This is a genomic window from Variovorax sp. PBL-H6, from assembly GCF_901827155.1.
Classification (GTDB): domain Bacteria; phylum Pseudomonadota; class Gammaproteobacteria; order Burkholderiales; family Burkholderiaceae_C; genus Variovorax.
Genome location: NZ_LR594659.1, coordinates 2,767,870 through 2,789,164 on the forward strand (window position 1 = coordinate 2,767,870; position 21,295 = coordinate 2,789,164).

General features: G+C 67.3%; 20 protein-coding genes. 14 read left to right on the forward strand and 6 right to left on the reverse strand.

Features of this window, described 5'->3' with window-relative positions; all coding sequences use genetic code 11:
* Positions 1-2: 2 nt before the first annotated feature.
* The 4 genes from G3W89_RS13075 to G3W89_RS13090 are packed head-to-tail and all read right to left on the reverse strand — an operon-like array spanning position 3 to position 4,224.
* Complete coding sequence (locus G3W89_RS13075) at positions 3-1,109, reverse strand: glycosyltransferase family 4 protein (protein WP_162574484.1); 1,107 nt, start codon at positions 1,107-1,109, stop codon at positions 3-5.
* Positions 1,110-1,162: 53 nt separating this feature from the next.
* Entirely contained in the window at positions 1,163-2,206 is a 1,044-nt protein-coding gene (locus G3W89_RS13080; protein WP_162574485.1) for a cytochrome d ubiquinol oxidase subunit II, read from the reverse strand.
* A gap of 1 nt (position 2,207) precedes the next feature.
* Complete coding sequence (locus G3W89_RS13085; protein ID WP_162574486.1) at positions 2,208-3,599, reverse strand: cytochrome ubiquinol oxidase subunit I; 1,392 nt, start codon at positions 3,597-3,599, stop codon at positions 2,208-2,210.
* A gap of 13 nt (positions 3,600-3,612) precedes the next feature.
* Entirely contained in the window at positions 3,613-4,224 is a 612-nt protein-coding gene (locus tag G3W89_RS13090) for a GbsR/MarR family transcriptional regulator (protein WP_162577459.1), read from the reverse strand.
* A gap of 211 nt (positions 4,225-4,435) precedes the next feature.
* Here G3W89_RS13090 and G3W89_RS13095 point away from each other — a divergent pair, with 211 nt between their 5' ends.
* The 7 genes from G3W89_RS13095 to G3W89_RS13125 all read left to right on the forward strand — a co-directional run bounded on the left by G3W89_RS13095 (position 4,436) and on the right by G3W89_RS13125 (position 14,112).
* Positions 4,436-6,682 (forward strand): ATP-binding protein, encoded by a 2,247-nt coding sequence (locus tag G3W89_RS13095; RefSeq protein ID WP_162574487.1) that lies wholly within the window; start codon positions 4,436-4,438, stop codon positions 6,680-6,682.
* Positions 6,675-7,133: a response regulator gene (locus G3W89_RS13100; protein WP_162574488.1), complete on the forward strand. Its 459-nt coding sequence runs from the start codon at positions 6,675-6,677 to the stop codon at positions 7,131-7,133. Before G3W89_RS13095 ends, G3W89_RS13100 begins: the two co-directional genes overlap by 8 nt.
* Positions 7,123-9,648 (forward strand): response regulator, encoded by a 2,526-nt coding sequence (locus G3W89_RS13105; protein ID WP_162574489.1) that lies wholly within the window; start codon positions 7,123-7,125, stop codon positions 9,646-9,648. The genes G3W89_RS13100 and G3W89_RS13105 overlap by 11 nt, the downstream gene beginning before the upstream one ends.
* Complete coding sequence (locus tag G3W89_RS13110; protein ID WP_232076509.1) at positions 9,641-10,255, forward strand: biliverdin-producing heme oxygenase; 615 nt, start codon at positions 9,641-9,643, stop codon at positions 10,253-10,255. The genes G3W89_RS13105 and G3W89_RS13110 overlap by 8 nt, the downstream gene beginning before the upstream one ends.
* A gap of 23 nt (positions 10,256-10,278) precedes the next feature.
* Positions 10,279-11,403, forward strand: coding sequence for a chorismate synthase (gene aroC, locus G3W89_RS13115; RefSeq protein ID WP_162574490.1), 1,125 nt, complete (start codon positions 10,279-10,281; stop codon positions 11,401-11,403).
* A complete protein-coding gene (locus G3W89_RS13120; protein ID WP_162574491.1) occupies positions 11,403-12,614 on the forward strand; it encodes an MFS transporter in 1,212 nt (403 codons plus the stop codon). The genes aroC and G3W89_RS13120 overlap by 1 nt, the downstream gene beginning before the upstream one ends.
* Positions 12,615-12,702: 88 nt before the next feature.
* Positions 12,703-14,112, forward strand: coding sequence for an MFS transporter (locus G3W89_RS13125; RefSeq protein WP_162574492.1), 1,410 nt, complete (start codon positions 12,703-12,705; stop codon positions 14,110-14,112).
* Positions 14,113-14,168: 56 nt separating this feature from the next.
* Here G3W89_RS13125 and G3W89_RS13130 read toward each other — a convergent pair whose 3' ends face one another.
* On the reverse strand, positions 14,169-14,576 hold the full coding sequence (locus G3W89_RS13130; RefSeq protein ID WP_162574493.1) for a hypothetical protein: 408 nt from the start codon (positions 14,574-14,576) through the stop codon (positions 14,169-14,171).
* Positions 14,577-14,648: 72 nt separating this feature from the next.
* Positions 14,649-15,443: an IclR family transcriptional regulator domain-containing protein gene (locus tag G3W89_RS13135; RefSeq protein WP_162574494.1), complete on the reverse strand. Its 795-nt coding sequence runs from the start codon at positions 15,441-15,443 to the stop codon at positions 14,649-14,651.
* 160 nt (positions 15,444-15,603) lie between these two features.
* Between G3W89_RS13135 and G3W89_RS13140 the strand changes: the two genes are divergently transcribed.
* From G3W89_RS13140 to G3W89_RS13170, 7 genes are all read left to right on the forward strand, one after another.
* The gene (locus G3W89_RS13140; protein WP_162574495.1) at positions 15,604-16,527 is read left to right on the forward strand and encodes a shikimate dehydrogenase family protein; all 924 of its coding nucleotides are present in this window, start codon (positions 15,604-15,606) and stop codon (positions 16,525-16,527) included.
* Positions 16,528-16,546: 19 nt separating this feature from the next.
* Positions 16,547-17,401, forward strand: coding sequence for a sugar phosphate isomerase/epimerase family protein (locus G3W89_RS13145; protein ID WP_162574496.1), 855 nt, complete (start codon positions 16,547-16,549; stop codon positions 17,399-17,401).
* A 13-nt stretch (positions 17,402-17,414) separates the two neighbouring features.
* Positions 17,415-18,269 carry a shikimate dehydrogenase family protein gene (locus G3W89_RS13150; protein WP_232076511.1) on the forward strand — a complete coding sequence of 285 codons (855 nt, stop codon included), beginning with the start codon at positions 17,415-17,417 and terminating at the stop codon, positions 18,267-18,269.
* Between the two features lie 29 nt (positions 18,270-18,298).
* Positions 18,299-19,510 (forward strand): 3-carboxy-cis,cis-muconate cycloisomerase, encoded by a 1,212-nt coding sequence (gene pcaB / locus G3W89_RS13155; RefSeq protein WP_162574497.1) that lies wholly within the window; start codon positions 18,299-18,301, stop codon positions 19,508-19,510.
* Entirely contained in the window at positions 19,507-19,944 is a 438-nt protein-coding gene (locus G3W89_RS13160) for a carboxymuconolactone decarboxylase family protein (RefSeq protein ID WP_162574498.1), read from the forward strand. The genes pcaB and G3W89_RS13160 overlap by 4 nt, the downstream gene beginning before the upstream one ends.
* The gene (locus tag G3W89_RS13165; RefSeq protein WP_162574499.1) at positions 19,941-20,705 is read left to right on the forward strand and encodes an alpha/beta fold hydrolase; all 765 of its coding nucleotides are present in this window, start codon (positions 19,941-19,943) and stop codon (positions 20,703-20,705) included. The genes G3W89_RS13160 and G3W89_RS13165 overlap by 4 nt, the downstream gene beginning before the upstream one ends.
* Before the next feature lie 109 nt (positions 20,706-20,814).
* Complete coding sequence (locus G3W89_RS13170) at positions 20,815-21,291, forward strand: type III secretion system chaperone (RefSeq protein WP_162574500.1); 477 nt, start codon at positions 20,815-20,817, stop codon at positions 21,289-21,291.
* The last annotated feature ends 4 nt before the right edge of the window (positions 21,292-21,295 follow it).

The window sequence follows — 21,295 nt, forward strand, 5'->3', positions numbered from 1 at the left end:
GCTCAGCGACCGGTCGCCAGGGCGTCCTGGTAGTGGCGCGAGAAGGTCTGGGCGATCACGTCCCAGTCGTAGCGCTTGGCTCGCTGCTGGGCAGCCACTGACATGGCGGCGCAGCGCTTGCCGTCGAGACCCGCGATCTCGCGCACCACGGCGGCGTCCGCCGCGCTCTTGTCGAAGCCGAGAAAGAAGCCATTGACGCCGCGCTCGACGAAGCCGTTGATCGGCGCGATGTCGCGGCACAGCACGATCTTGCCGGCCGCCATGGCCTCGAGGATGCCGACGCCGAAGCCTTCGTACTCGCTGCCGGTGACGAACACGCTGCGCTGCTGCAGCTCGTGCATCAGCGCGGCGTCCTCGATGTAAGGATGCAGCCGCACGGCGGTGTCCAGCTTCAACGCCCGGATCTGGTTCTGCAGCGATTCGCGGAGGTTGTCGAAGTCGGGCCCGGCGATCAGCAGGTCGATCGCGATGCCCTGGTCGCGGGACATGGCGACCGTGTCGATCACCGCGTCGATGCGCTTGTTGCGCGACCAGCGGCCCCAGTAGATCCACTTCGCCGGATCGGGCGCGCCGGTCAGCCGCCCCTGCTGGAACTTGGCATAGGCGATGCCGTTCTCGCACTTCTCGACGCGGTCCGAGAACTGGCTGAAGTACGCGGTGTCCGATTCGCTGGTCGCGAGGATCTTGCGGTAGTGCCGCAGCAGGGAACGCATCAGCAGGCGCTCGTGCAGCCATTTGATTGCCTGGTGCCGCGTCGTGTGGCGGAAGCCGCCGTGCGTGCTCAGCACGGCGGGGATGTGCCTGCATTGCAGCAGCACGTTGCCGGTGAGCATCATCAGCTGCGGGTCATGCACGTGCAGCAGGTCATAACCGGCAGCGAGGCGGCCGAAATCGCGCGCATAGCCGGCGAGCCGGTTGCCGGCCACGGGCACGCGGTGCACCTTCAGCCCGTCGACCACGTCCACCGAGGGCTCGGCAAGTTGGGCCGAGACATGGGCCACGTCGACCTGCACGTCAGCCCGCGAGGTGCGTACTGCCAGTTCGCGAACCACGGACTCGATGCCTCCCACCTGGGGAAAGTAGGTCGGCGTGATGGAAAGAACTCTCAATGTCGCTCCCGGATGCTGCTTCGGCCGATCGTAGCAGCGGCCTGCGGCGCGCCTCAGGGACCGGAAGCGGCTGAGCCGTGCGCCGCAGTGGCGCCATAGCTCAGCGCCTGCGCGCGGCCCCAGAACACGCGGTACATGAAGATCGTGTAGACGATGATGGCGGGCAGGGTGATCGCCACGCCGATGCCGATCACGACCAGCGCTTCGGTGGAGCTCGCAGCCTGCCACACGGTCAGGCGGTCGAGGACGACGTACGGATAGATGCTGTAGGCCAGCCCGAGGAAAGCCATCAGGAAGATCAGCACCGTGCCGGCGAACACCACCCATCCGTAGCCGGCCGCGACCACCCTCGGCTTGGAGATGACCTGGAAGATCGCAAAGAAGGCCGCCCCGCAGGCCAGCGGAATCGGCAGCAGCCCCAGCAATTCCGGCAGGCTGAACCACTTGTCGAACACGGTCGGGCTGATGATCGGCGTCGCGACAGAGATGCCGACCAGGGCGACGCCCATCGGCCACAGCACGGCACGGGCCCAGCCAACCGCCTTCTGCTTCAGTGCATCGCCTGTCTTCATGATCAGCCAGCCGGCACCGAGCATGGCGTAGGCGGTCGGCAGCGTCAGCGCGATGCCCAGGCTGAAAGCCAGCGACATGGCGCTGTGGCTGAATCCCGTCAGATAGCTGCCAAGCATCCAGCCCTGCGCCATCGCAGCCAGCAGCGAGCCGATGGAAAACGCGTTGTTCCAGGCCCGCTTGTGTTCGTCACGCGCCTTCACGCGGAAGTCGAAGGACACGCCCCGCAGCGTGAGGCCCACCAGCATCAGCGTCACGGGCAGGTAGAGCGCGCTCAGGACCACGCCGTGCGCGAGCGGAAAGCAGATCAGCAGCACGCCGATGCCGAGCACCAGCCAGGTCTCGTTCGCGTCCCAGAAGGGACCGATGCTCGACACCATCACGTCCTTTTCGTCATCGCTCGCGAAGGGCAGCAGGATGCCCACGCCGAGGTCGTAGCCGTCGAGCACGACGTAGATCATGAGCGCCAGGCCCATCACCGCCATGAAGAGGAGGGGCAGTACGGTGGCCCAGTTCAGCGCGTTCATGTCAGCCTTCCAGCGCGGCGGAGCCGGCTCGGGTGGTTACAGGCAATGGCGCTTCGGGCGCTGGTGACGCCGGGTGTTCGGCCATGTACTTGAGCACCGCCACGTACGAGAGCAGGAGGACGACGTAGAGCAGCAGCCAGGCAACGAGGGTGCTTCCCACCAGGGCCGGCGGATGCACTGCCACCACATCGGCAGTGCGCAGCAGGCCGTACACGATGAAGGGTTGCCGGCCGATCTCGGTCACGTACCAGCCGGCCAGCGTCGCGACCCAGCCCGAGAAGGTCATGGCGGCCAGCGTCCACAGCAGCGGGCGCGGCTCCGGCGCCTCGGCACCGTCTCGCCTGCGGCGCAGCAGCGTCCAGGCGGCAGACCAGGAAACAACGAGCATCAGCACGCCCATGCCCACCATCACGCGGAAGCTCCAGAACACCGGCGCCACGGGCGGATGGGCGTTCGGGAATTCATCGAGGCCCTTGATCTCGGCATTGATGTCGTGCGCGAGGATGAGGCTGGCGAGCTTGGGCACCTGGATGGCATAGTCGGTGCGGCCTTCCTTCTCGTTGGGCCAGCCGAACAGGGTGAGCGGTGCGCTCTTCTCGGTGTGCCACACGCCTTCGATCGCGGCGATCTTCGCGGGCTGATGGTGCAGCGTGTTCAGGCCGTGCAGGTCGCCCATGAAGATCTGCAGCGGAATCGCGATCGCAGCCAGGCCGACGGCTGCGCGGAGTGCCTTGCGCGTGCCCCCGTTCGGGGTGCCGCGCAGCAGTTGCCAGGCACTCAGGCCGGCGACGAGGAAGGACGCCGTGAGCGTGGAAGCCAGCAGCTTGTGCGCAAGGCGGTAGGGGAAGGAGGGACTGAAGATCACGTCCCACCAGCTCAGCACGTGAAAGCGCCCCTCGATGATCTCGTAGCCGCTGGGCGTCTGCATCCACGAGTTGAGCGCCAGGATCCAGAAGGCGGAGAGCGTGGTGCCACCGGCCACCATCAGGCTGGCCAGGAGGTGCACGCGCTCCGACACCCGGTCACGGCCGAACAGCATGATGCCCAGGAAGGTGGCCTCCAGGAAGAAGGCGGTGAGCACCTCATAGCCCAGCAGCGGGCCGGCAATGTTGCCCGCCCTTTCCATGTAGCCCGGCCAGTTGGTGCCGAACTGGAAGCTCATCGTGATGCCGGAAACCACCCCGAGCGCGAAGCTCAGCGCGAACACCTTGGTCCAGAAGTAGTAGGCGGCCTCCCATTGCGCGGCGCCGGGCGTGCCCTTTGCGGCGATGGTCCGCACCCTGAAGAACACCAGCACCCAGCCGAGCGCGATGTTGATGGTGGGGAACAGGATGTGGAAGCTGATGTTGGCCGCGAACTGGATGCGCGACAGGAGAAGAGTGTCGAAGTCCATGGTTCAGTCCTTCTCAATCTTTATGGTTCCGTAGCTTCGCGGGTTTCGGCGCGGCCGGCGAGGGGCGTGCCGTCCTGCCCGCGAGGCGATCCTTGAACTCGAGCACCTTGGTCACCTTGGCACCCATGCCCATCAGCTGCATCGCGGTCTCGGGCGCCAGCTTCTGGACATCGTCGAACCAGGTCATGAGCCGATCGATCAGCTCGTGCATCTGCCGCATGCGTGCCTGTGCGTGGCGCTCCGCGTCGCTGGAAGGCGTCTCGAGCAGCGCGCTGCGCAGCATCGAGAGCGTCGGCTCGATTTCGCGGCGGCGGCGTTCCTCGGCCAGCACGCGGAAGATCTCCCACACGTCCTGCGGCGCCTCGAAGTACTCGCGGCGGTCGCCAGGCAGGTGCCGCAGGCGCACCAGCCGCCAGGCCTGCAGTTCCTTCAGCCCCATGCTCACGTTGGAGCGCGAGAACTCCAGCAGCTCGGCGATCTCGTCGGCATTGAGCGCGCGCTCGGAGATGAAGATCAGCGCATAGATCTGTCCGACAGTGCGATTGATGCCCCAGCGGCTTCCCATCTCGCCGAAGTGGGCGACGAAGCGTTGATTGAGAGCGGGGAGGTGGGTGGTGTCGGCCATCGCGCGATTGTCGCTCACGATTGCTGTAATTTCAAGAATTACTGAAACTTCGAACAATTCGCGAACGATGTTCAAGGCAATGCCGAGTCCCAGCCGCCGGAGTGCCTCGACAAGATCCCATCGAATTCCGGCGCATCGACTTGCAGTGCGCGTAGGAAACGACTCACGCGAAAGCCAGTCGGGTGCGGGGCAAAATCGGCCGCCTTCAAAGATGCCGAAAGCCACCGCCGCCATTGCCGCTGCCTCGACCCCGAACCCGCCAGACGCCGATCTCGCCGCGTGCGATCGCGAACCGATCCGGGTGCCGGGCGCCATCCAGCCTCATGGCCGCATGCTCGTGCTGGATGCGTACACGCTGCGCATCGCAGCCTTCAGTGCGAACTGGGACGGCGACAGCATCGACGAGGCTGCCGAGTTCCTGCGCAAGCGACCCGTGCAGGACCTTCCTGAAGGCGCACCCGCCCAGTCGCTGGGTGTGGTTGCTGCCGGACAGGGTACGTTCGATGCCTCTGTCCATCGGACCGCAGACCACCTGATCGCCGAGTTCGAGCCGGCGTTGCCCTCCGAGGGCAACGAGGCGCCCGTCTATTCGCTGATGCGGGTGTTCCTGCCGCAGCTTCAGCGGGCGAGCTCCATCGGGGAGGTCAGCCGGCTCGCCGTCGCCGAAATGAAGCGGCTGACGGGATTCGGGCGCTGCCTGCTGTATCGCTTCGACGAAGCGGGGCATGGCGAGGTGCTGGCGCAGGTCCTCGAGGCGGGCTACGACAGCTATGCCGGCCACCACTTTCCTGCCTCCGACATTCCCCAGCAGGCGCGCGAGCTCTATCTGCTGAACCGCTTCCGGCTGATCGCCGACGCCAACTACCGGCCCGTGCCACTGCAGACCACCGATGCATCCCTTGCTGCGCACGAGGTCGACCTGTCGCAGTCGCAGCTGCGCAGCGTCTCGCCGATCCACCTGGAATACATGCGCAACATGGGCACGCTGGCCTCTGCGTCGGTCTCGATCGTGGTCGATGGGCACCTGTGGGGCCTGATCTCGTGCCATGACCATGCGCCGCGGCCGCTGAGCATCCCGACACGGCGAGCCTGCGAGCATCTCGGACAGCTGCTCGCGCTGCAGATCCAGTCCAACAACGCAACCGCCTCGGTGGCCGAGCGGCTCGAACTGCGCAAGCTCACGCTGGAGATCGTCGCCCAGCTCGCAGAGAGCGACGCCACCCTGCAACACCTGGTGCGCGAGGCTTCGCCCATGCTGCGCGTGGCGCGTGCGGCGGGCGCGGCCGTGGTGCTGAACGATGAGGTCTGGCAGGTCGGCGAGACCCCCGAGAAGGCGCAGATCCTTGAGCTTTCGCAGTGGATCGTCGGCACGGGCGCGGAGGTCTATCACAGCGATGCGCTCTCTGCGCACTGCGCGGCGGCCGGTGCCTTTGCGGCCAAGGCGGCCGGCGTGCTGGCGATCTCGATCTCGCAGGTGCACCGCCACCTGGTCCTGTGGTTCCGACCCGAGATCGTCCAGACGGTGACCTGGGCTGGCGAGCCGCGCAAGGCAGTCAACCCGGCCCCCGACGGGCGGATCCATCCGCGCCTGAGCTTCGCGAGTTGGGTGGAGCACATCCGCGGCCGCTCCATCGCCTGGTCCGACGCGGAAGTGGGTGCCGCTGCCGAGCTGCGGCAGGCGCTGATCGGGATCGTGCTGCGGCGCGCCGAGGAGATGGCCGCAGTCGCCACCGAGCTGGCCCGGGTGAACAAGGAGCTCGAGTCCTTTTCCTATACGGTGTCGCACGACCTGCGTGCCCCGATGCGCCACATTTCGGGCTACGTCGACCTGGTCGTGAGCCAGGAGGGCGAGAAGCTGTCGGATCGCTCCTTGCGCTATCTCGCGCATGCCCGCGAGGCGTCGGCGTTTGCGGGGCAACTGGTCGACTCGCTCCTCGATTTCTCGCGCATGGGCCGGGCGTCGCTCAAGCGCCGGTCGATCGACACCTCGATGCTGGTCTCCGACCTGGTGCGGGAGCTGTCGCGCGGCGAGCAGGGGCCGGTGGAATGGATCGTCGAGCCCGATCTGCCGCTGCTGCATGCCGATGCGCTTCTGCTGCAGGTGGCCGTGCGCAATCTCCTGTCGAACGCGATCAAGTACTCCCGCGGACGGGATCCGGCGCGCGTGGTGGTGCGGGGCGTGCGCGTCGCGCGGGGAGAAGGGCTGGAGGTCGAGGACAACGGGGTCGGCTTCCAGATGAAATACGCGGACAAGCTCTTCGGCGTCTTCCAGCGGCTGCACGCTGCAGAGGATTTCGAGGGCACCGGCATCGGGCTCGCCAACGTGAAGCGCATTGTCGAGCGCCACGGCGGCGAGGTCTGGGCCCGCGGCGAGGTCGGCGTGGGCGCGACCTTCGGCTTCCTGCTGCCGCACGTCGACGACGCAGCCCCTGGTGAACATGGAGAAGGAAATGCTTAAGCCGATCCTGCTGGTCGAAGACGACAAGCGCGACCTCGAACTCACGCTGATTGCCCTGGAGCGCAGCCAGCTCGCGAACGACGTGGTGATCCTGCGGGATGGTGCGCAGGCGCTGGACTATCTCCGCCGCGAGGGCGACTACGCGGGCCGCGACCTGGGGAACCCTGCCGTCATCCTGCTGGACCTCAAGCTGCCCAAGGTCACTGGCCTCGAAGTCCTCAAGGAAGTGCGGGACGATCCGGCACTGCGCAGCATCCCGATCGTGATGCTGACCTCCTCGCAAGAAGAGTCCGACGTCGTGAAGAGCTACGAACTGGGCGTCAATGCCTATGTGGTCAAGCCCGTGCTGTTCGAGCAGTTCGTGTCTGCGATCGCAGACCTCGGCGTGTTCTGGGCGGTTCTCAACGAGCCGCCGCCCGGGTCGCTCAAGGCCAGGCGCCATGATTCATGACAGCGGTGCTCCGCCGGCCCCAAGCCTGCGGATCCTGATCCTCGAGGACTCGCGCTTCGACGCCGAGCTGCTGCTCGAGGCCGTGCGCCTGGCACAGCCCACTGCGCAAGCCACGGTGGTCAACGCCGAGGGGCATTTTTCGGACGCCCTGCGCCGGGAGACGCCCACGCTCATCCTGTCCGACTACGAGTTGCCCGGCTTCAGCGGCGCGCACGCCCTCGAGATCGCAAAGCAGATCGCACCGGGCGTTCCGTTCATCTTCGTCTCCGGCGTGATCGGGGAAGACAACGCGGTCGAACTGCTGAAGCGCGGCGCCACCGACTACGTGAGCAAGGGGCGCCTTGCGCGTCTGCCGCTGGTACTGGAACGCGCTTTGAGCGAGTCCTCCGACAGGCAGGCCAGGGAAGCGGCCCAGCACAGGCTACGCGAGGCGAATGCCGCCTTCGCGCAGGCCGAGGCGCGGCGCCTGGCGCTGATCGAACTGGGCGATCGCATCCGCGACCTCGATGAACCGAGCGCGATCGCCTACGTCGCGTCCGAAATGCTCGGCCGCATGCTGAACGTGGACCGTGCGGGATACGGCGTGGTCAACAAGGCCGCGGAAACCATCACCATCGAGCGCGACTGGTGCGCGCCCGGTGTCGCCAGCCTGGCCGGGAGGCTGAACTTCAGGGACTACGGCTCCTATATCGACGATCTGCGGCGCGGCGTGACCGTGGCCTTTGCGGATGCCCGGGAGGACCCGCGCACGCGTGGCACGGCAGAGGCGCTGGAAGGGATCAGCGCGCGCGCCGTCGTGAACATGCCCCTCACGGAGCGCGAGGGCCTCGTCGGGCTGCTCTACCTGAACCACGGCGGCGTGCGCGAATGGACTGGCGACGAGCTCGCCTACGTCCGTGAAGTCGGCGAGCGGGTGCGCACCGCGGTGGCGCGGCGCGAGGCGCAGATGGAGCTGCAGGCTTTCGCGGCCTCGCTCGAACGGCAGGTGGAGGAGCGCACGCGCGAGCGCGACCGGATCTGGGCGCTGAGCGAAGACCTCCTGGGCGTCGCCAATCCCGATGGCTACTTCGAAAGCGTCAACCCGGCCTGGACGACGGTGCTTGGATGGACCAGCGATGAACTGCGTGCCACGCCCTTGCGCCAGCTCTTGCATCCCGACGACCTCCCCGCCGCCGAGCTCCAGTTCGAAGGCCTTGCACGCGGCCAGCGCACGCGCGGCCTCGAGAGCCGTTGCCGCACGCGTGCCGGCGACTATCGCTGGCTCTCCTGGACCATCGTGCCGGAGGAGGGCTTGTACTACACCGTGGCGCGCGACATCAACGAGCAGAAGGAGCGTGCTTCCGAGCTCGAATCCGCACGCGAGCAGCTGCGCCAGAGCCAGAAGCTCGAAGCCGTCGGGCAGCTCACCGGAGGCTTGGCACACGATTTCAACAACCTCCTGGCCGCCATTTCCGGCAGCCTCGAGCTGATGCGACGCAAGGGCGTGGAAGGCCGCACTGTCGAAGTGGACCGCTACCTCGAAGTGGCGCAAGGTGCCGTCAAGCGCGCAGCATCGTTGACGCATCGGCTGCTGGCGTTTTCGCGCCGGCAGACACTGGAGCCCAAGCCGCTCAACCTCGACCGGCTGGTGGCCGGCATGGAAGAACTCATCCGCCGCACGATGGGACCGCAGATCTCGCTCGACGTCGTGGCTGCCGTCGGCGTCTGGAATGTGCATGCCGACCCGGGTCAGCTGGAGAGCGCATTGCTCAACCTGTGCATCAATGCGCGCGATGCGATGCCGGAGGGCGGCAAGCTCACCATCGAGACGGCGAACCGGTGGATCGATGCACGCACGGCGGCCGGTCGCGATCTTGCACCGGGCCAGTACGTGTCGCTGAGCGTCAGCGACAGCGGCGTCGGCATGACATCCGACGTGGTGGCCCGCGCCTTCGATCCCTTCTTCACGACCAAGCCCATCGGCATGGGCACTGGCCTGGGCTTGTCGATGGTGTACGGCTTTGCGAAGCAATCGGGTGGACAGGTGCGCATCGATTCGGCGCCGGGCGAGGGGACGACGGTCAGCGTCTATCTGCCGCGGGACCTGCGTACGGCTGAGCCCGAGGAGCGTGGCCTGCTCCCGGCGGCGAGCCCGCGCGCCGATCAGGGCGACACAGTGCTCGTGGTCGACGACGAAGCCGCTTTGCGCATGTTGATCGTCGAGGTCATGCAGGGGCTGGGCTACGCGACGCTGGAAGCCGGCGATGGCCCCGAAGCGCTGCGCGTGCTCCAGTCCGATGAGCGCATCGACCTCCTGGTGAGCGATGTCGGGCTGCCGGGCGGCATCAACGGGCGCCAGCTCGCTGATGCCGCGCGTACTGCCCGCCCGGGGCTCAAGGTGCTGTTCATCACCGGCTATGCGGAGAACGCCGTTGTGAGCCACGGACACCTCGACCCGGGCATGCAGGTGATGAGCAAGCCTTTCGAGCTGGAAGTGCTGGCCAGGCGCGTCAAGGAGTTGATCGCGAGTGTCTGAAGAGCGCCCTTCGTCCCTGCTCGTGCCGCTGCGCACCGACGTGCTGCAGGCGCTGCGGGCTGCCACCGCGCCGCTGCATGAGCGGCTCGACAATGGTTTGCCGATCGCCCGCGAGGATGCCTCGCTCGATGACTACGTGGCGCACCTGCGGGTGCTTCGGCCGTGGCTCCTCGGGCTGCGGCGGGACCTGCTTGCCAGCGGGGTAGCGGGGCTGCAGGCGGTGGCCCGGAGAATCGATGCCAAGCTCGCCGACCTGGCGCTCGATCTCGTGGATGCCCGTGATTCCGCACCTGAGCGCGAGGTCGCCTGTCGGCCGACCGACGCTCGCACCTTGCCGGCCTTTGGATGGGGGCTGGCCTATGTCGTCGAAGGTTCGCAGCTCGGCGGCGTCGTGCTCCACCGCCGGCTGCGCGACCGCCTCGCGCCGCACCCGTTGCGCTACCTGGCGAAGCCCGGCGACGAAGCGGGAGTCGGGGCGCGCTGGCGCGACTTCGTCCTGCAGTTGCGGGAAAGCGTCGCGGACCCGACGTCCGTCCGGCAGGCAGAGCGCGGCGCGACCGCGGCCTTCCTTGACTTGCTGGAGCGCTTCGGCGCCCGCCAGGATTGAGCTTGCGCGGATAATCCCCGCCCATGAGCGGCAACACCTTCGGCACCCTTTTCGCGGTCACCAATTTCGGCGAATCCCACGGCCCCGCGATCGGCTGCGTCATCGACGGCTGCCCGCCTGGGCTGGCGCTCACCGAAGCCGACATCCAGGGCGACCTCGACCGGCGCCGCCCGGGCACCAGCCGCCACGTGACGCAGCGCAACGAGCCGGACATCGTGCAGATCCTCTCCGGCGTGTACGAGGGCAAGACCACCGGCACGCCCATCGCGCTGCTGATCCGCAACACCGACCAGCGCAGCAAGGATTACGGCCAGATCGCGCAGCAGTTCCGCCCTGGCCACGCCGACTTCACGTATTGGAAGAAGTACGGCATTCGCGACCCGCGCGGCGGCGGCCGTTCCTCGGCGCGCCTGACCGCGCCCATGGTGGCGGCGGGCGCGGTCGCCAGGAAGTGGCTGTTCGAGAAATACGGCACCGTGTTTCGCGGCTGCATGGCCCAGATCGGAGAAATCGAGATCCCTTTCGAGAGCTGGGACCATGTGCCGAACAACCCCTTCTTTGCACCAGCCGCTGACGTCTCCCGACTCGAGGCCTACATGGACGCGCTGCGCAAGGCCGGCGATTCATGCGGCGCACGCATCCGCGTGACGGCTTCGAAAGTGCCGGTGGGCCTCGGCGAGCCGCTGTTCGACAAGATGGACGCCGACATCGCCTGGGCCATGATGGGCATCAACGCCGTCAAGGGCGTGGAGATCGGCGCCGGCTTCGCCAGCGTCACGCAGCGCGGCACCACGCATGGCGACTCGATCAGGCCCGACGGCTTCGAGAGCAACAACGCCGGCGGCGTGCTCGGCGGCATCACCACCGGGCAGGACCTGGACGTGAGCATCGCCATCAAGCCGACCAGCTCGATCATCAGCCCGCGCCAGTCGGTGGACATCAACAACCAGCCGGTCGAGGTGGTCACCAAGGGGCGGCACGATCCCTGTGTCGGCATCCGTGCGACGCCCATCGCAGAGGCCATGCTGGCGCTGGTCGTGATGGAACACGCGCTGCGCAACCGCGCCCAGTGCGGCGACGTGATCGGGGCGCCCGATCCGGGCCAGTCTGCCGCCGAAGGAACGTCGCCACAGGCGTCCTTCCTCTAGTGGCCGGGCCGGAGTCTCCTGCGGGCGGCCGCGGCCATCTGCTGGCGTTCGCCGGCCTGTCGGCAAGCTACTTCGCCCACATCGGCTTCTTCAACCCGTACCTGCCGCTCTGGCTCCAGAGCCTGGGGCTGCCGATCTTCACCATCAGCCTGCTGACTTCGGTGCAGTCGATCACGCGGGTGTTCGCGCCCTACGCCTGGGGCGCGCTGAGCGATCACACGGGCCATCGCGTGCTGCTGCTGCGCATCAGCGCGGCGGTGGCGCTCTTCGCCTCGTTGGGCTTGTGGTGGAACGGCGGCGCCTGGTGGCTGGGCCTGGTGCTGCTGGTGACGTTCACCCACACCAGCTCGATGATGTCGCTCACCGAGGCGGCCATGGCTCACCTCGTGGCGGGGGACTGGGGCCGGTACGGCCGCATCCGGTTGTGGGGCTCGGCTGGCTTCCTCGTCACTGTCTTCGTTGCGGGCGAGTGGTTCGAGCGTTTCGGAATGGCCCATTTCCCGGCCTGGGCGGGCGGCACCCTGGCCATCGTCCTGATCGCGACCTTGCGCCTGCCCGACACGCGCGAGGCGCCCCTGGCCCACGCGGCGCAGAAGGAGCCGGTCGGGCCGGTACTGCGCATCCCGGCGGTGCGCTGGTTCTTCGCCTCGCTGTTCTTTCATGTGATGGCGCATTTCGCGGTCTACGGCTTCCTGTCGCTCTACCTGGATTCGCTCGGCTACGGCAAAGGCGTGATCGGCCTGCTGTGGGCGCTCTCGGTGGCCGCCGAGGTCGCCTGGTTCTCCCTGCAGGGCCGGCTGCTCGGCCGCTTCGCGATGCCGCGCTCGCTGCTGATCTGCGGCGTGGCGGCGGTGCTTCGGTTGGGGATCACGGCGGGCTGCGGGCCGTGGCTCTGGGCACTGGCGGCGGCGCAACTGCTGCATGCCCTGTCCTTCGCCGCCCACCACACGACCTGCATCGCGATGGTGTCGCGCCATTTTCCCGGGCGGCTGCGCGGGCGCGGGCAGGCGCTCTTCACCGTGATCGGCTACGGCTTCGGGGGCGTGCTGGGCGTGCTGGCCGGCGGCGCGATCGCGCAGCGCTTCGGCTATGTGGCGATGTTCGGCGTTGCGACCCTGTTGGCGGCGGTCGGCAGCGCATGCGCTTGGCGCACGCAGCGTCTGGAACCCAGGGACAAACCCCGGTTCCGCGCGAAGTTCGAACGTGACTGATCGATGATCGATCAGTCAGGGCGTTCGCCCGTTGTTGGCGGCTCGGCTGCAGACCTACAGTCGCTTGCCACATTCAACGGAGACACCCATGAGCACTTCCCAGGCGCACGAGCCCCCCGGGCGGCACCAGTCGAAAAAGGCCGCAGCCAGCGGTTGGATCGGCTCGGCCCTCGAGTACTACGACTTCTTCATCTACGCCACGGCGGCCTCGCTGATCTTTCCGCAGATCTTCTTTCCCAAGGGCGATCCGAAGATCGCCATCGTTGCCTCGCTCGCGACCTATGGGGTGGGATACGTGGCGCGGCCGATCGGCGCCTTCTTCCTGGGTCACTGGGGCGACACCCACGGCCGCAAGCAGGTGCTGATCCTGTGCATGTTCCTGATGGGCTTCTCGACCATTGCGGTCGGCCTGCTGCCGACGTATGACCAGGTTGGCCTGCTGGCGCCGGCGCTGCTGGTGATCTGCCGCCTGGTGCAGGGCTTCGCGGTGGCGGGCGAGATCTCGGGCGCCAGCTCCATGATCCTGGAGCACGCGCCCTTTGGCCGGCGCGGCTTCTTCGCCAGCTTCACGCTGCAGGGCGTGCAAGCCGGGCAGATCCTGGCCGCGGCGGTGTTCCTGCCGCTCGCGCACTACATGCCGGAGCAAGCCTTCAACAGCTGGGGCTGGCGCATTCCGTTCCTGTTGAGCTTTGTCGTGATCGTCGCGGGCTACATCATCCGACGCGAGGTGGAGGAGACGCCTGCTTTCGCAGAGGAGGGGCAGAAGCAGCAGCGCCCGCGCTCACCGATCGTCGACGCTTTCAAGTACAGCTGGAAGGACATGCTGCGCGTGGTCGCGATGTCGCTGATGAACGTGATCCCGGTGATCGCCACCATCTTCGGTGCGGCCTATGCCGTGCAGTCCGCCTACGGCATCGGCTTTGCGAAAGACATCTACCTGTGGATTCCAGTGCTCGGCAACATCCTCGCGGTGGTGGTGATTCCCTACGTCGGCAACCTTTCGGACCGGATCGGCCGCAAGCCGCCCATCGTCTTCGGCGCGCTGGCTTCGGGCCTGCTGGCCTTCGGCTATCTCTATGCGATCAGCATCAGGAGCGTGCCGCTGGCGATCTGCATGTCGCTCCTGATGTGGGGCGTGGTCTACCAGGGCTACAACGCGGTGTTCCCGAGCTTCTACCCTGAACTGTTCCCGACCCGAACGCGCGTCTCGGCCATGGCGATCTCGCAGAACATCGGCACGGCCATCACCGCGATGCTGCCGGCACTGTTCGCCACTGTCGCGCCTCCCGGTGCGGCCAACATCCCGCTCATCGTCGGCTCGCTGGCCTTCGGCATTACTGTCATCGCGGCGATTGCCGCACTGAGTGCGAGGGAAACCTATCGCATCCCCATGAATGATCTTGGCAATGCAGAAGCGGTCGCAGTGCCGAAGCCCGACTATGAGCGGATGCGGGAGAAGACACTGGCGGATGCGCGGCTGGCAAAGGCGCTTGGCTGAACCCCCACCGATAGGACGCGACGTGATCTCGAGGTGATGATGTCGCGTATCGCGTTCTAGCTCTCGCTGCGCAGGATGAAGATCCTGGCTCTTTCGTCAGGCGAGAAATGATCAAGAACGTTGTCTATCAGCAGTTCTTGATTCTCTGCCGTGAGATTCCTGAAATCGAGCACAAGTCCATCGCCCTCGAGTTCATGGCGCCGCTGAATGTTGTTGGCCATCGCCTGTGTCTTCTTTGTGGTTTTCATACGCCTCGAACCGGTGGGGAGGCCGAGCCAACGCTTCAGCGCTGCAGCCCGGCTCCCGTCGAAGGGCCGGATTCTGGGGCCGATCGGGTCGAAGCGAATCTGGTCTTTTGTCGCTGAACCGTTTGCGGATTCCTCGTTGCCGGCGTACGCGCATGTCGATTCCCGAGCGCTACCGAGGCTACAGAATGTCAGGCGCGCGCTTTCTTGCAGAGCCATCACTCCGAGCTACGGTCGGCAACGTGAACGTCGCCGAATCTGCGCCGCGCCTTCAGGATGCGGATACTTCGCTCAGATCAGATTGCGCATCGCCTGCGCCGTTTCGCGCAAGACCGGGAGCACGCGGGCGACCGCGTCCTCGCTGCTTTCGTGGCCCATCGGCATGGTGATGTTGAGCGCGCCCACCAGTTCCCCGCGCCGATCGCGCAGCGGCACCGCGATGCCGCGCGAGTTGAGGTCGAGTTGCTGCTCCGACAGCGCCCAGCCTTGCGCGCGGATGCGTGCAAGCTCCAGCTTCATGCGCTCCTTGCTGGCAATGGTGTGCGAGGTGAAGACGGTGAGCTCGTGCGTGGTCAGCCACAGGCTGCGCTCCTCGTCGCTGCGCATCGCCAGCATCAACATGCCCGATGCAGTGACCTGCGCTGGCACCCGGGCGCCGAGGACGTAGCCTGTGCTCATGCTGCGGTTGGGGCCGTTGCGTGCGATGTAGACCACCTCGTCGCCGTCCATCACGCTGAGGTAGGCGATTTCATGCGTACCGGCCGCCACGCGCTGCAGGAAGGGCTGCACGATGCGCGGGAGCCGAGCCGATTCCAGGTACGACTGGCCCAGGCGAAGCACCCGCGGCGTCAGCCAGAACAGCTTCCCGTCGCCCGCCACGTAGCCCATGTGCTGCAGCGTGAGAAGGTAGCGCCGGGCGGCCGTGCGCGTCATGCCGGTTCGCTGGCCCGCCTCGCTTGCCGTCATCCGCGGATGGGCATCGTCGAACGCCTCGATGATCGATACGCCGCGTTCGAGGCCTGCAATCCAGTCGCGCTTGTCGAGTCCGGCGAGGGCAGGGGAGGCATCTGGGTCGTCAGTGGTCATTGGGGACAAACCCTGGATTCGTTCGATGATCGATCGTGCTCGGGTGATGATCGCGCCATTCTGCGGTCTTCCCCTTGGGTTGTGCAAGCCGGCGCCGTACATTAGCGGCGCTCCACGGTAATTTGCGCGATAGCCGAACCACAGCGAGCCAGACCCAGCCATGTTTCCTTCCATCGCAGGCAGCACCGACCTTTACCTGATCCCGGGCGATCCGGTGACCAACGTGCGCCTGCCGCGCATGTTCAACGCCGTCTTCGAGCGCTTCGGCATCGACGCCGTGATGGCGCCGGTGCAGGTCGCGACGCGCGACTTCGCCGTCTTCGTCAAGGCGGCCTTCCTCGCGAAGAACGTGCGCGGCATGGTGATCGCGCCGCCGCACAAGCCGCTGGCAGTGGACCTGCTCGATGGCGCGGGCCTGTTCGGCCGGGTGGCTGGCTCGGTCAACGTGGTCAAGCGCATCGCCAACGGCGAGCTCGAGGGCGACCTGTTCGACGGCGAAGGCCTGGTGGGTGCGCTGGACCACTACAACATCCCGTTCCGCGGCAAGCGTGTGCTGATCCTGGGCGCCGGCGTCAGCGCGGCGGCCATCGGCGTCGCGCTGGCCGAGGGCGGCACGGTCGACGGTGCCGAGCACATCGCCTTCCACGACATCTCGGCCGGCAAGGCCGCGGGTGTCGCCGCCAAGCTCGACGCCTTCTTCGACGCCACCACGGTCGCGGTCGACAGCAGCGACCCTGCGGGCTACGACCTCGTCATCAACGCCACGCCGCTGGGCCTGAAAGAGGACGACGCTCTTCCGGTCGACGTGGCGCGCCTGGACGCGCACGCGGCGCTGTTCGACATCCTGCTGCGCAACCAGCCGACGCCGCTGGTGCGCGCGGCCCGCGCCCGCGGCCTCAACGCCCAGGCCGGCTTCGAGATGCTGATCCAGCAGATGCCGTACTACCTCGATTTCTTCGGTCGCGCAGCCGCGGCGCATGGGGTGCGCGAGGACGCGCGCTTCCTGCGCGAGCTGATCTATCCCCAGGCGATGGCGGCGGAGATCGACTCGCCCCAGCGGTATCACTCCGACAGCGTGGCTTGAGCACCGCGCCCCTTGCACCATGGCCATCTCCATCGACCGCTTCGGCTTCAACACCGTCACGATGGGCGGCGACCTGGGCCACAAGCTGGAATGCATGAAGGCTGCGGGCTTCGCAGGCGTCGAACTGTGGGCGCGCGACCTGATCGCCCATCCGGCCGGGGTCGAGAAGGCGGCCGAGCTGGTGAAGGCCAGCGGCCTCAAGGTCACGGACTTCCAGCCGCTTCGCGATTTCGAATGCGCACCGGAGGCCATGCGCCCGCACCGCCTCGAAATGGCGCGCGAGCAACTGCGCCAGATGGCGTTGGTCGGCACCGATCTGCTGCTGGTGTGTTCCACCACGTCGCCGCTGGCCATCGACGACCCCGAGCGCGCGGCCGAGGACCTGCGCACGCTCGCCACGCTGGCAACGCCGCTGGGCATCCGCATCTGCTACGAGGCGCTGTCGTGGGGCCGCCATGTGAACCGCTGGCACCAGGCCTGGGATATCGTGCGGCGCTGCAATCGCCAGAACGTGGGCCTGAACCTCGACAGCTTCCACATGTCGGTGCACGGCGACGACACGCCCGAGACGCTGGCGCAACTGGCCCAGGTGCCGGTCGACAAGATCTTCCTGGTGCAATTGGCCGACTATTTTTTCGAGTACAGCGACCGGCAGGCCGACATGATCGAGCTGGCGCGCCACCAGCGCCTGTTCCCGGGCGAAGGCCTGCACGACGTGCGCGACCTGGTGCAGCTGCTCGAGCAGAAGGGCTACCGCGGCCACTACACCTTCGAGGTGTTCAACGACGACTACGTGAATTCCGACCCCATGGTGGTTGCGCAACGCGGCATGAAGAGCGCACGCTGGATTGGCGAGTCCGTCATCGGCGCGTAGCTGACAAGAAAACATGAGCTTCGCACACATGATGACCATCTCCGGCAAGACAACCCTCATCGCGCACGTCGGCTATCCGACCGAGAGCTTCAAGGCGCCGATGATCTACAACCCCTGGTTCGAGGCGCGCGGCATCGATGCGCTCGTCGTGCCCATGGGCGTGAAGCCCGACGACTACGAGGCCTTCTTTCCCTTGCTGTTCCGCATGAGCAACATCCGCGGCGCGCTGGTGACCATGCCGCACAAGGTCACGACCATGGCGCTGGTCGACACGCTCACGCCGGCGGCGAAGATCGCGGGCGCCTGCAACGCGGTGCGCAAGGACGCGGACGGCCGGCTGGTCGGCGACCAGTTCGACGGCGCCGGCTTCGTGCGCGGCGTGCAGCGCAAGGGCTGCAGGCTGGAAGGCGCGCGTGTGCTGGTCTCGGGGAGCGGGGGCGTGGGCTCAGCCATCGCGGCTTCGCTGGCCGAGGCCGGGGTGGCCGAGCTCTCGGTCTTCGACACGCGCGCCGAGTCGGCCGAGGCGCTTGGCGAACGGCTGAAGGCGCACTACCCCGCGCTGCGCGTGGCTACCGGCTCCAAGGACCCGGCGGGGCACGACCTGGTGGTCAATGCCACTCCGCTGGGCATGAAGGTGGACGATCCGCTACCCTTCGATGTCGAGCGGATCGCACCCTCGACCTTCGTCGGCGAGGTCGTGATGAAATCCGAGTACACGCCGCTCCTGCGTGCGGCCCGCGACAAGGGCTGTGCGGTCCAGGTCGGCACCGACATGCTGTTCGAAATGATCCCCGCCTACCTCGAGTTCTTCGGCTACGGCAGCGCCACGCCGGACGAGCTGCGGGCGACTGCGCGGGTGGCTTATTGAAATGAAACGCACACCCCGGCTTGCCGACCATGAGTATCTTTGAGGGCTTCCTCTCCACTTCCGAAACCCTGGCCGTCTTCAGCGACCACGCGTTCGTCGCCGCCATGCTGCGCTTCGAGTCCGCGCTGGCGAATGCGCAGGCGGCCGAGGGCCTGATTCCCGATTCGGCCGCGCGCTCCATCGTCGGGAGCTGCAAGGTCGAGCTCTTCGACGTTGCCAAGATCGTGCGCGAGAGCGGGCGCGCCGGCAGCGTCGCGATTCCGCTGGTCAAGAGCCTCAAGGAGGCGGTCGGGCTCTTCAATGCCGATGCCGTGCCATTCGTGCATTTCGGCAGCACCAGCCAGGACGTGATCGACAGCGCGATGGCCCTGGTCACGCGCGAGGCCGTGGCGCTGGTCGAAGCGGACCTGCGCAAGGCCGCGCAGGCGCTGCTGGTGCACGCGAAGCAGCACGCGGCCACCCCGATCCTCGCGCGCACCTTGATGCAGCCGGCTTCGGTGACCAGCTTCGGCCTCAAGTGCGCGGGCTGGGCCGCACCGCTGGTGCGCAGGCAGGCGCGGCTGTCCGAGGCGGCGCGCCGCGCGCTCAACGTCCAGCTCGGTGGCGCCGTCGGGACGCTCGCGCAAATGAAAGGGCAGGGGCCGGCGGTGCGCCGCCGCATGGCGCGGGACCTGGGCCTGGGCGATCCCGGCCAGACTTGGCACACGCAGCGCGACGAATGGGTCGCGCTCGGCTGCGAGCTGGGCCTGATGGTCGGCAGCCTCGGGAAGATCGCGAAAGACATCGCCCTCATGGGCCAATACGAGGTCGGCGAAGTGGCCGAGCCCAGCGAACCCGGCAGGGGCGGCTCCTCCGCCATGCCGCACAAGCGCAATCCGGTGGCCTCGATGGTCGCCTTGGCTGCCGCGCAGCGCGCACCGCAACGCGTTGCCGCGCTGCTGGGCGCGATGCCGCAGGAGCACGAGCGCGCATTGGGCGCCTGGCAGGCCGAGCTGGGCGAGTGGCCGCAACTGCTGATGTGCGCCCACGGCAGCGTGCGCGCCTTGGCCGGGGCCTTGCCCGGCCTGCAGATCGATGCCGCGCGCATGCGTGGCAACATCGAGCGGCTGCGCGCCGAGCTGCCGGGCGAGGCCGCAGACGAATGGTTCGATCCGGCCATGGCCGGCGCGGCCTCCACCATCGCGCTGGAGCAGGTGCATGTCCTGCAGGACCAGCTCAACGAACGGAACACGCAACGATGACCGCATCCTCCCCGCCTGCCGGCGACTACGAAGCCGGCCTCCTCAACCGCCGCCGCATCCTCGGCGATGCCTGGGTCGACAAGTCCCTGGCCAACCGCAACGCCTTCAACAGCGAGTTCCAGGAACTGATCACGCGCCACGCGTGGAACGACATCTGGGGCCGCCCGGCGCTGGGCGACAAGACGCGGCGCTTCATGGTGCTGTCGATGATGCTGGGCACGCATGCCTACGAGGAGTTCGCGATGCACATGCGCGCGGCGCTCGACGGCCCGCCCGAGTCGCGGCTGACGCCCGAGGAAATCAAGGAAGTGATCATGATGGCCGCCATCTACTGCGGCGTGCCGGTGGCCAACCATGCCTTCGGGATCGCCACGGGCATCCTTCGCGAGAAGGGCCTGCTCCAGGAAGAAGGCAAGAAGGAAGACATGGCATGAGTCGACTGAACGTGCTGCGCGAGGGCGAGGGGCCCATCGTCGTATTGAGCCATGCTCTCGGCTGCGACCTGCACATGTGGGATGGCGTGGCCGAGGTGCTGGCGCGGGCCCACACGGTGCTGCGCTACGACCATCGCAACCATGGCGGCTCGGAGGTGGTGCCGGGCCCCGTCACGATGCAGGCGTTGGCCGACGACGCGGCCGCGCTGATCGGGCGCGAGGCCGGGGGCGAGCCCGTGCATTTCGTCGGCCTGTCGATGGGCGGCATGACGGCACAGGCGCTCGCGCCGAAGCACCCGCAGTTGCTGCGCAGCGTGGTGATCGCGAACTCTTCGGCGTACTACCCCGACCGCGCACCGTGGCGCACGCGCGTCGAGACGGTGCAGGCGCAGGGTGTGGCGGCTATTGCGACGGGGGCAGTCGCGCGCTGGCTCACACCCGCCTATGCGACCACGCCGGAGGGCACGGAAGCCGCGCGCCGGCTGCACGCAACGCTGGCTGCCACCGACGCGGCCGGCTATATCGCCAGCTGCGAGGCCGTGGCGGCCATCGACTTTCGCGAAAGCAACCGAAGCATCCGGACGCCGTCGCTGGTGATTGCCGGCGACCGGGACGAGGCGACGCCGCCCTCGATGTCCGAGGCCATCGCGGAGGCGATTCCCGGCGCGAAGCTGGCCCGCATCGATGCCGCGCACCTCAGCGCGGTCGAGCGGCCGGTGGAGTTCGCGCAGTTGCTGATCGACTTCTGGCGCAGCCTTTGACGGATTGATGGGCTGACGGCTCCTGGAACCCTGGAGTCTTTCGCGTTACTCAGGCAGCAGTACCCCTTTTTGAAGGGGGGTGCACCGTTTCACTGCCGGAGTCACGCTTGTGAGCTTTCATTTCGATCCCCAGTACATCAGCCAGCGCCTCGGCGAGGTCGGTCCCGATGCCGAGAACCTTTCGGTCATCGTCCGGGATGACGATTCCACCTGGACCCTTGCCTTTGAGAGCGAGGTCACCGTTCTCATCCTCGCCGAATGGGCCGAGGAGCCCGCGCGCCTCGTCCTGAGCGCCGACATCGGCACGCCGCCGGAGGGCCGCGCGGCCCAGGTGCACAAGACTGCGCTGTCCTACAACACGCTGTGGCGCGACACCGGGGGCGCCCGTATCGGCATGGGGGGTGAGGAAGGGGGCCTGCTCCTCGTGCGCGAGCTGGACCCGGACAGCGTCCAGGGCGGCGAGTTCGCGGGCGTCCTCGAACAGTTTGCGGCGGTCGCGCAGTGGTGGGAAGGCTACGTCACCGCCGAAGAGATCGCCATACCCGCATCAGCCCCTGCCATGGCGCAGATGGCGGCTCGAATCTAAGGAG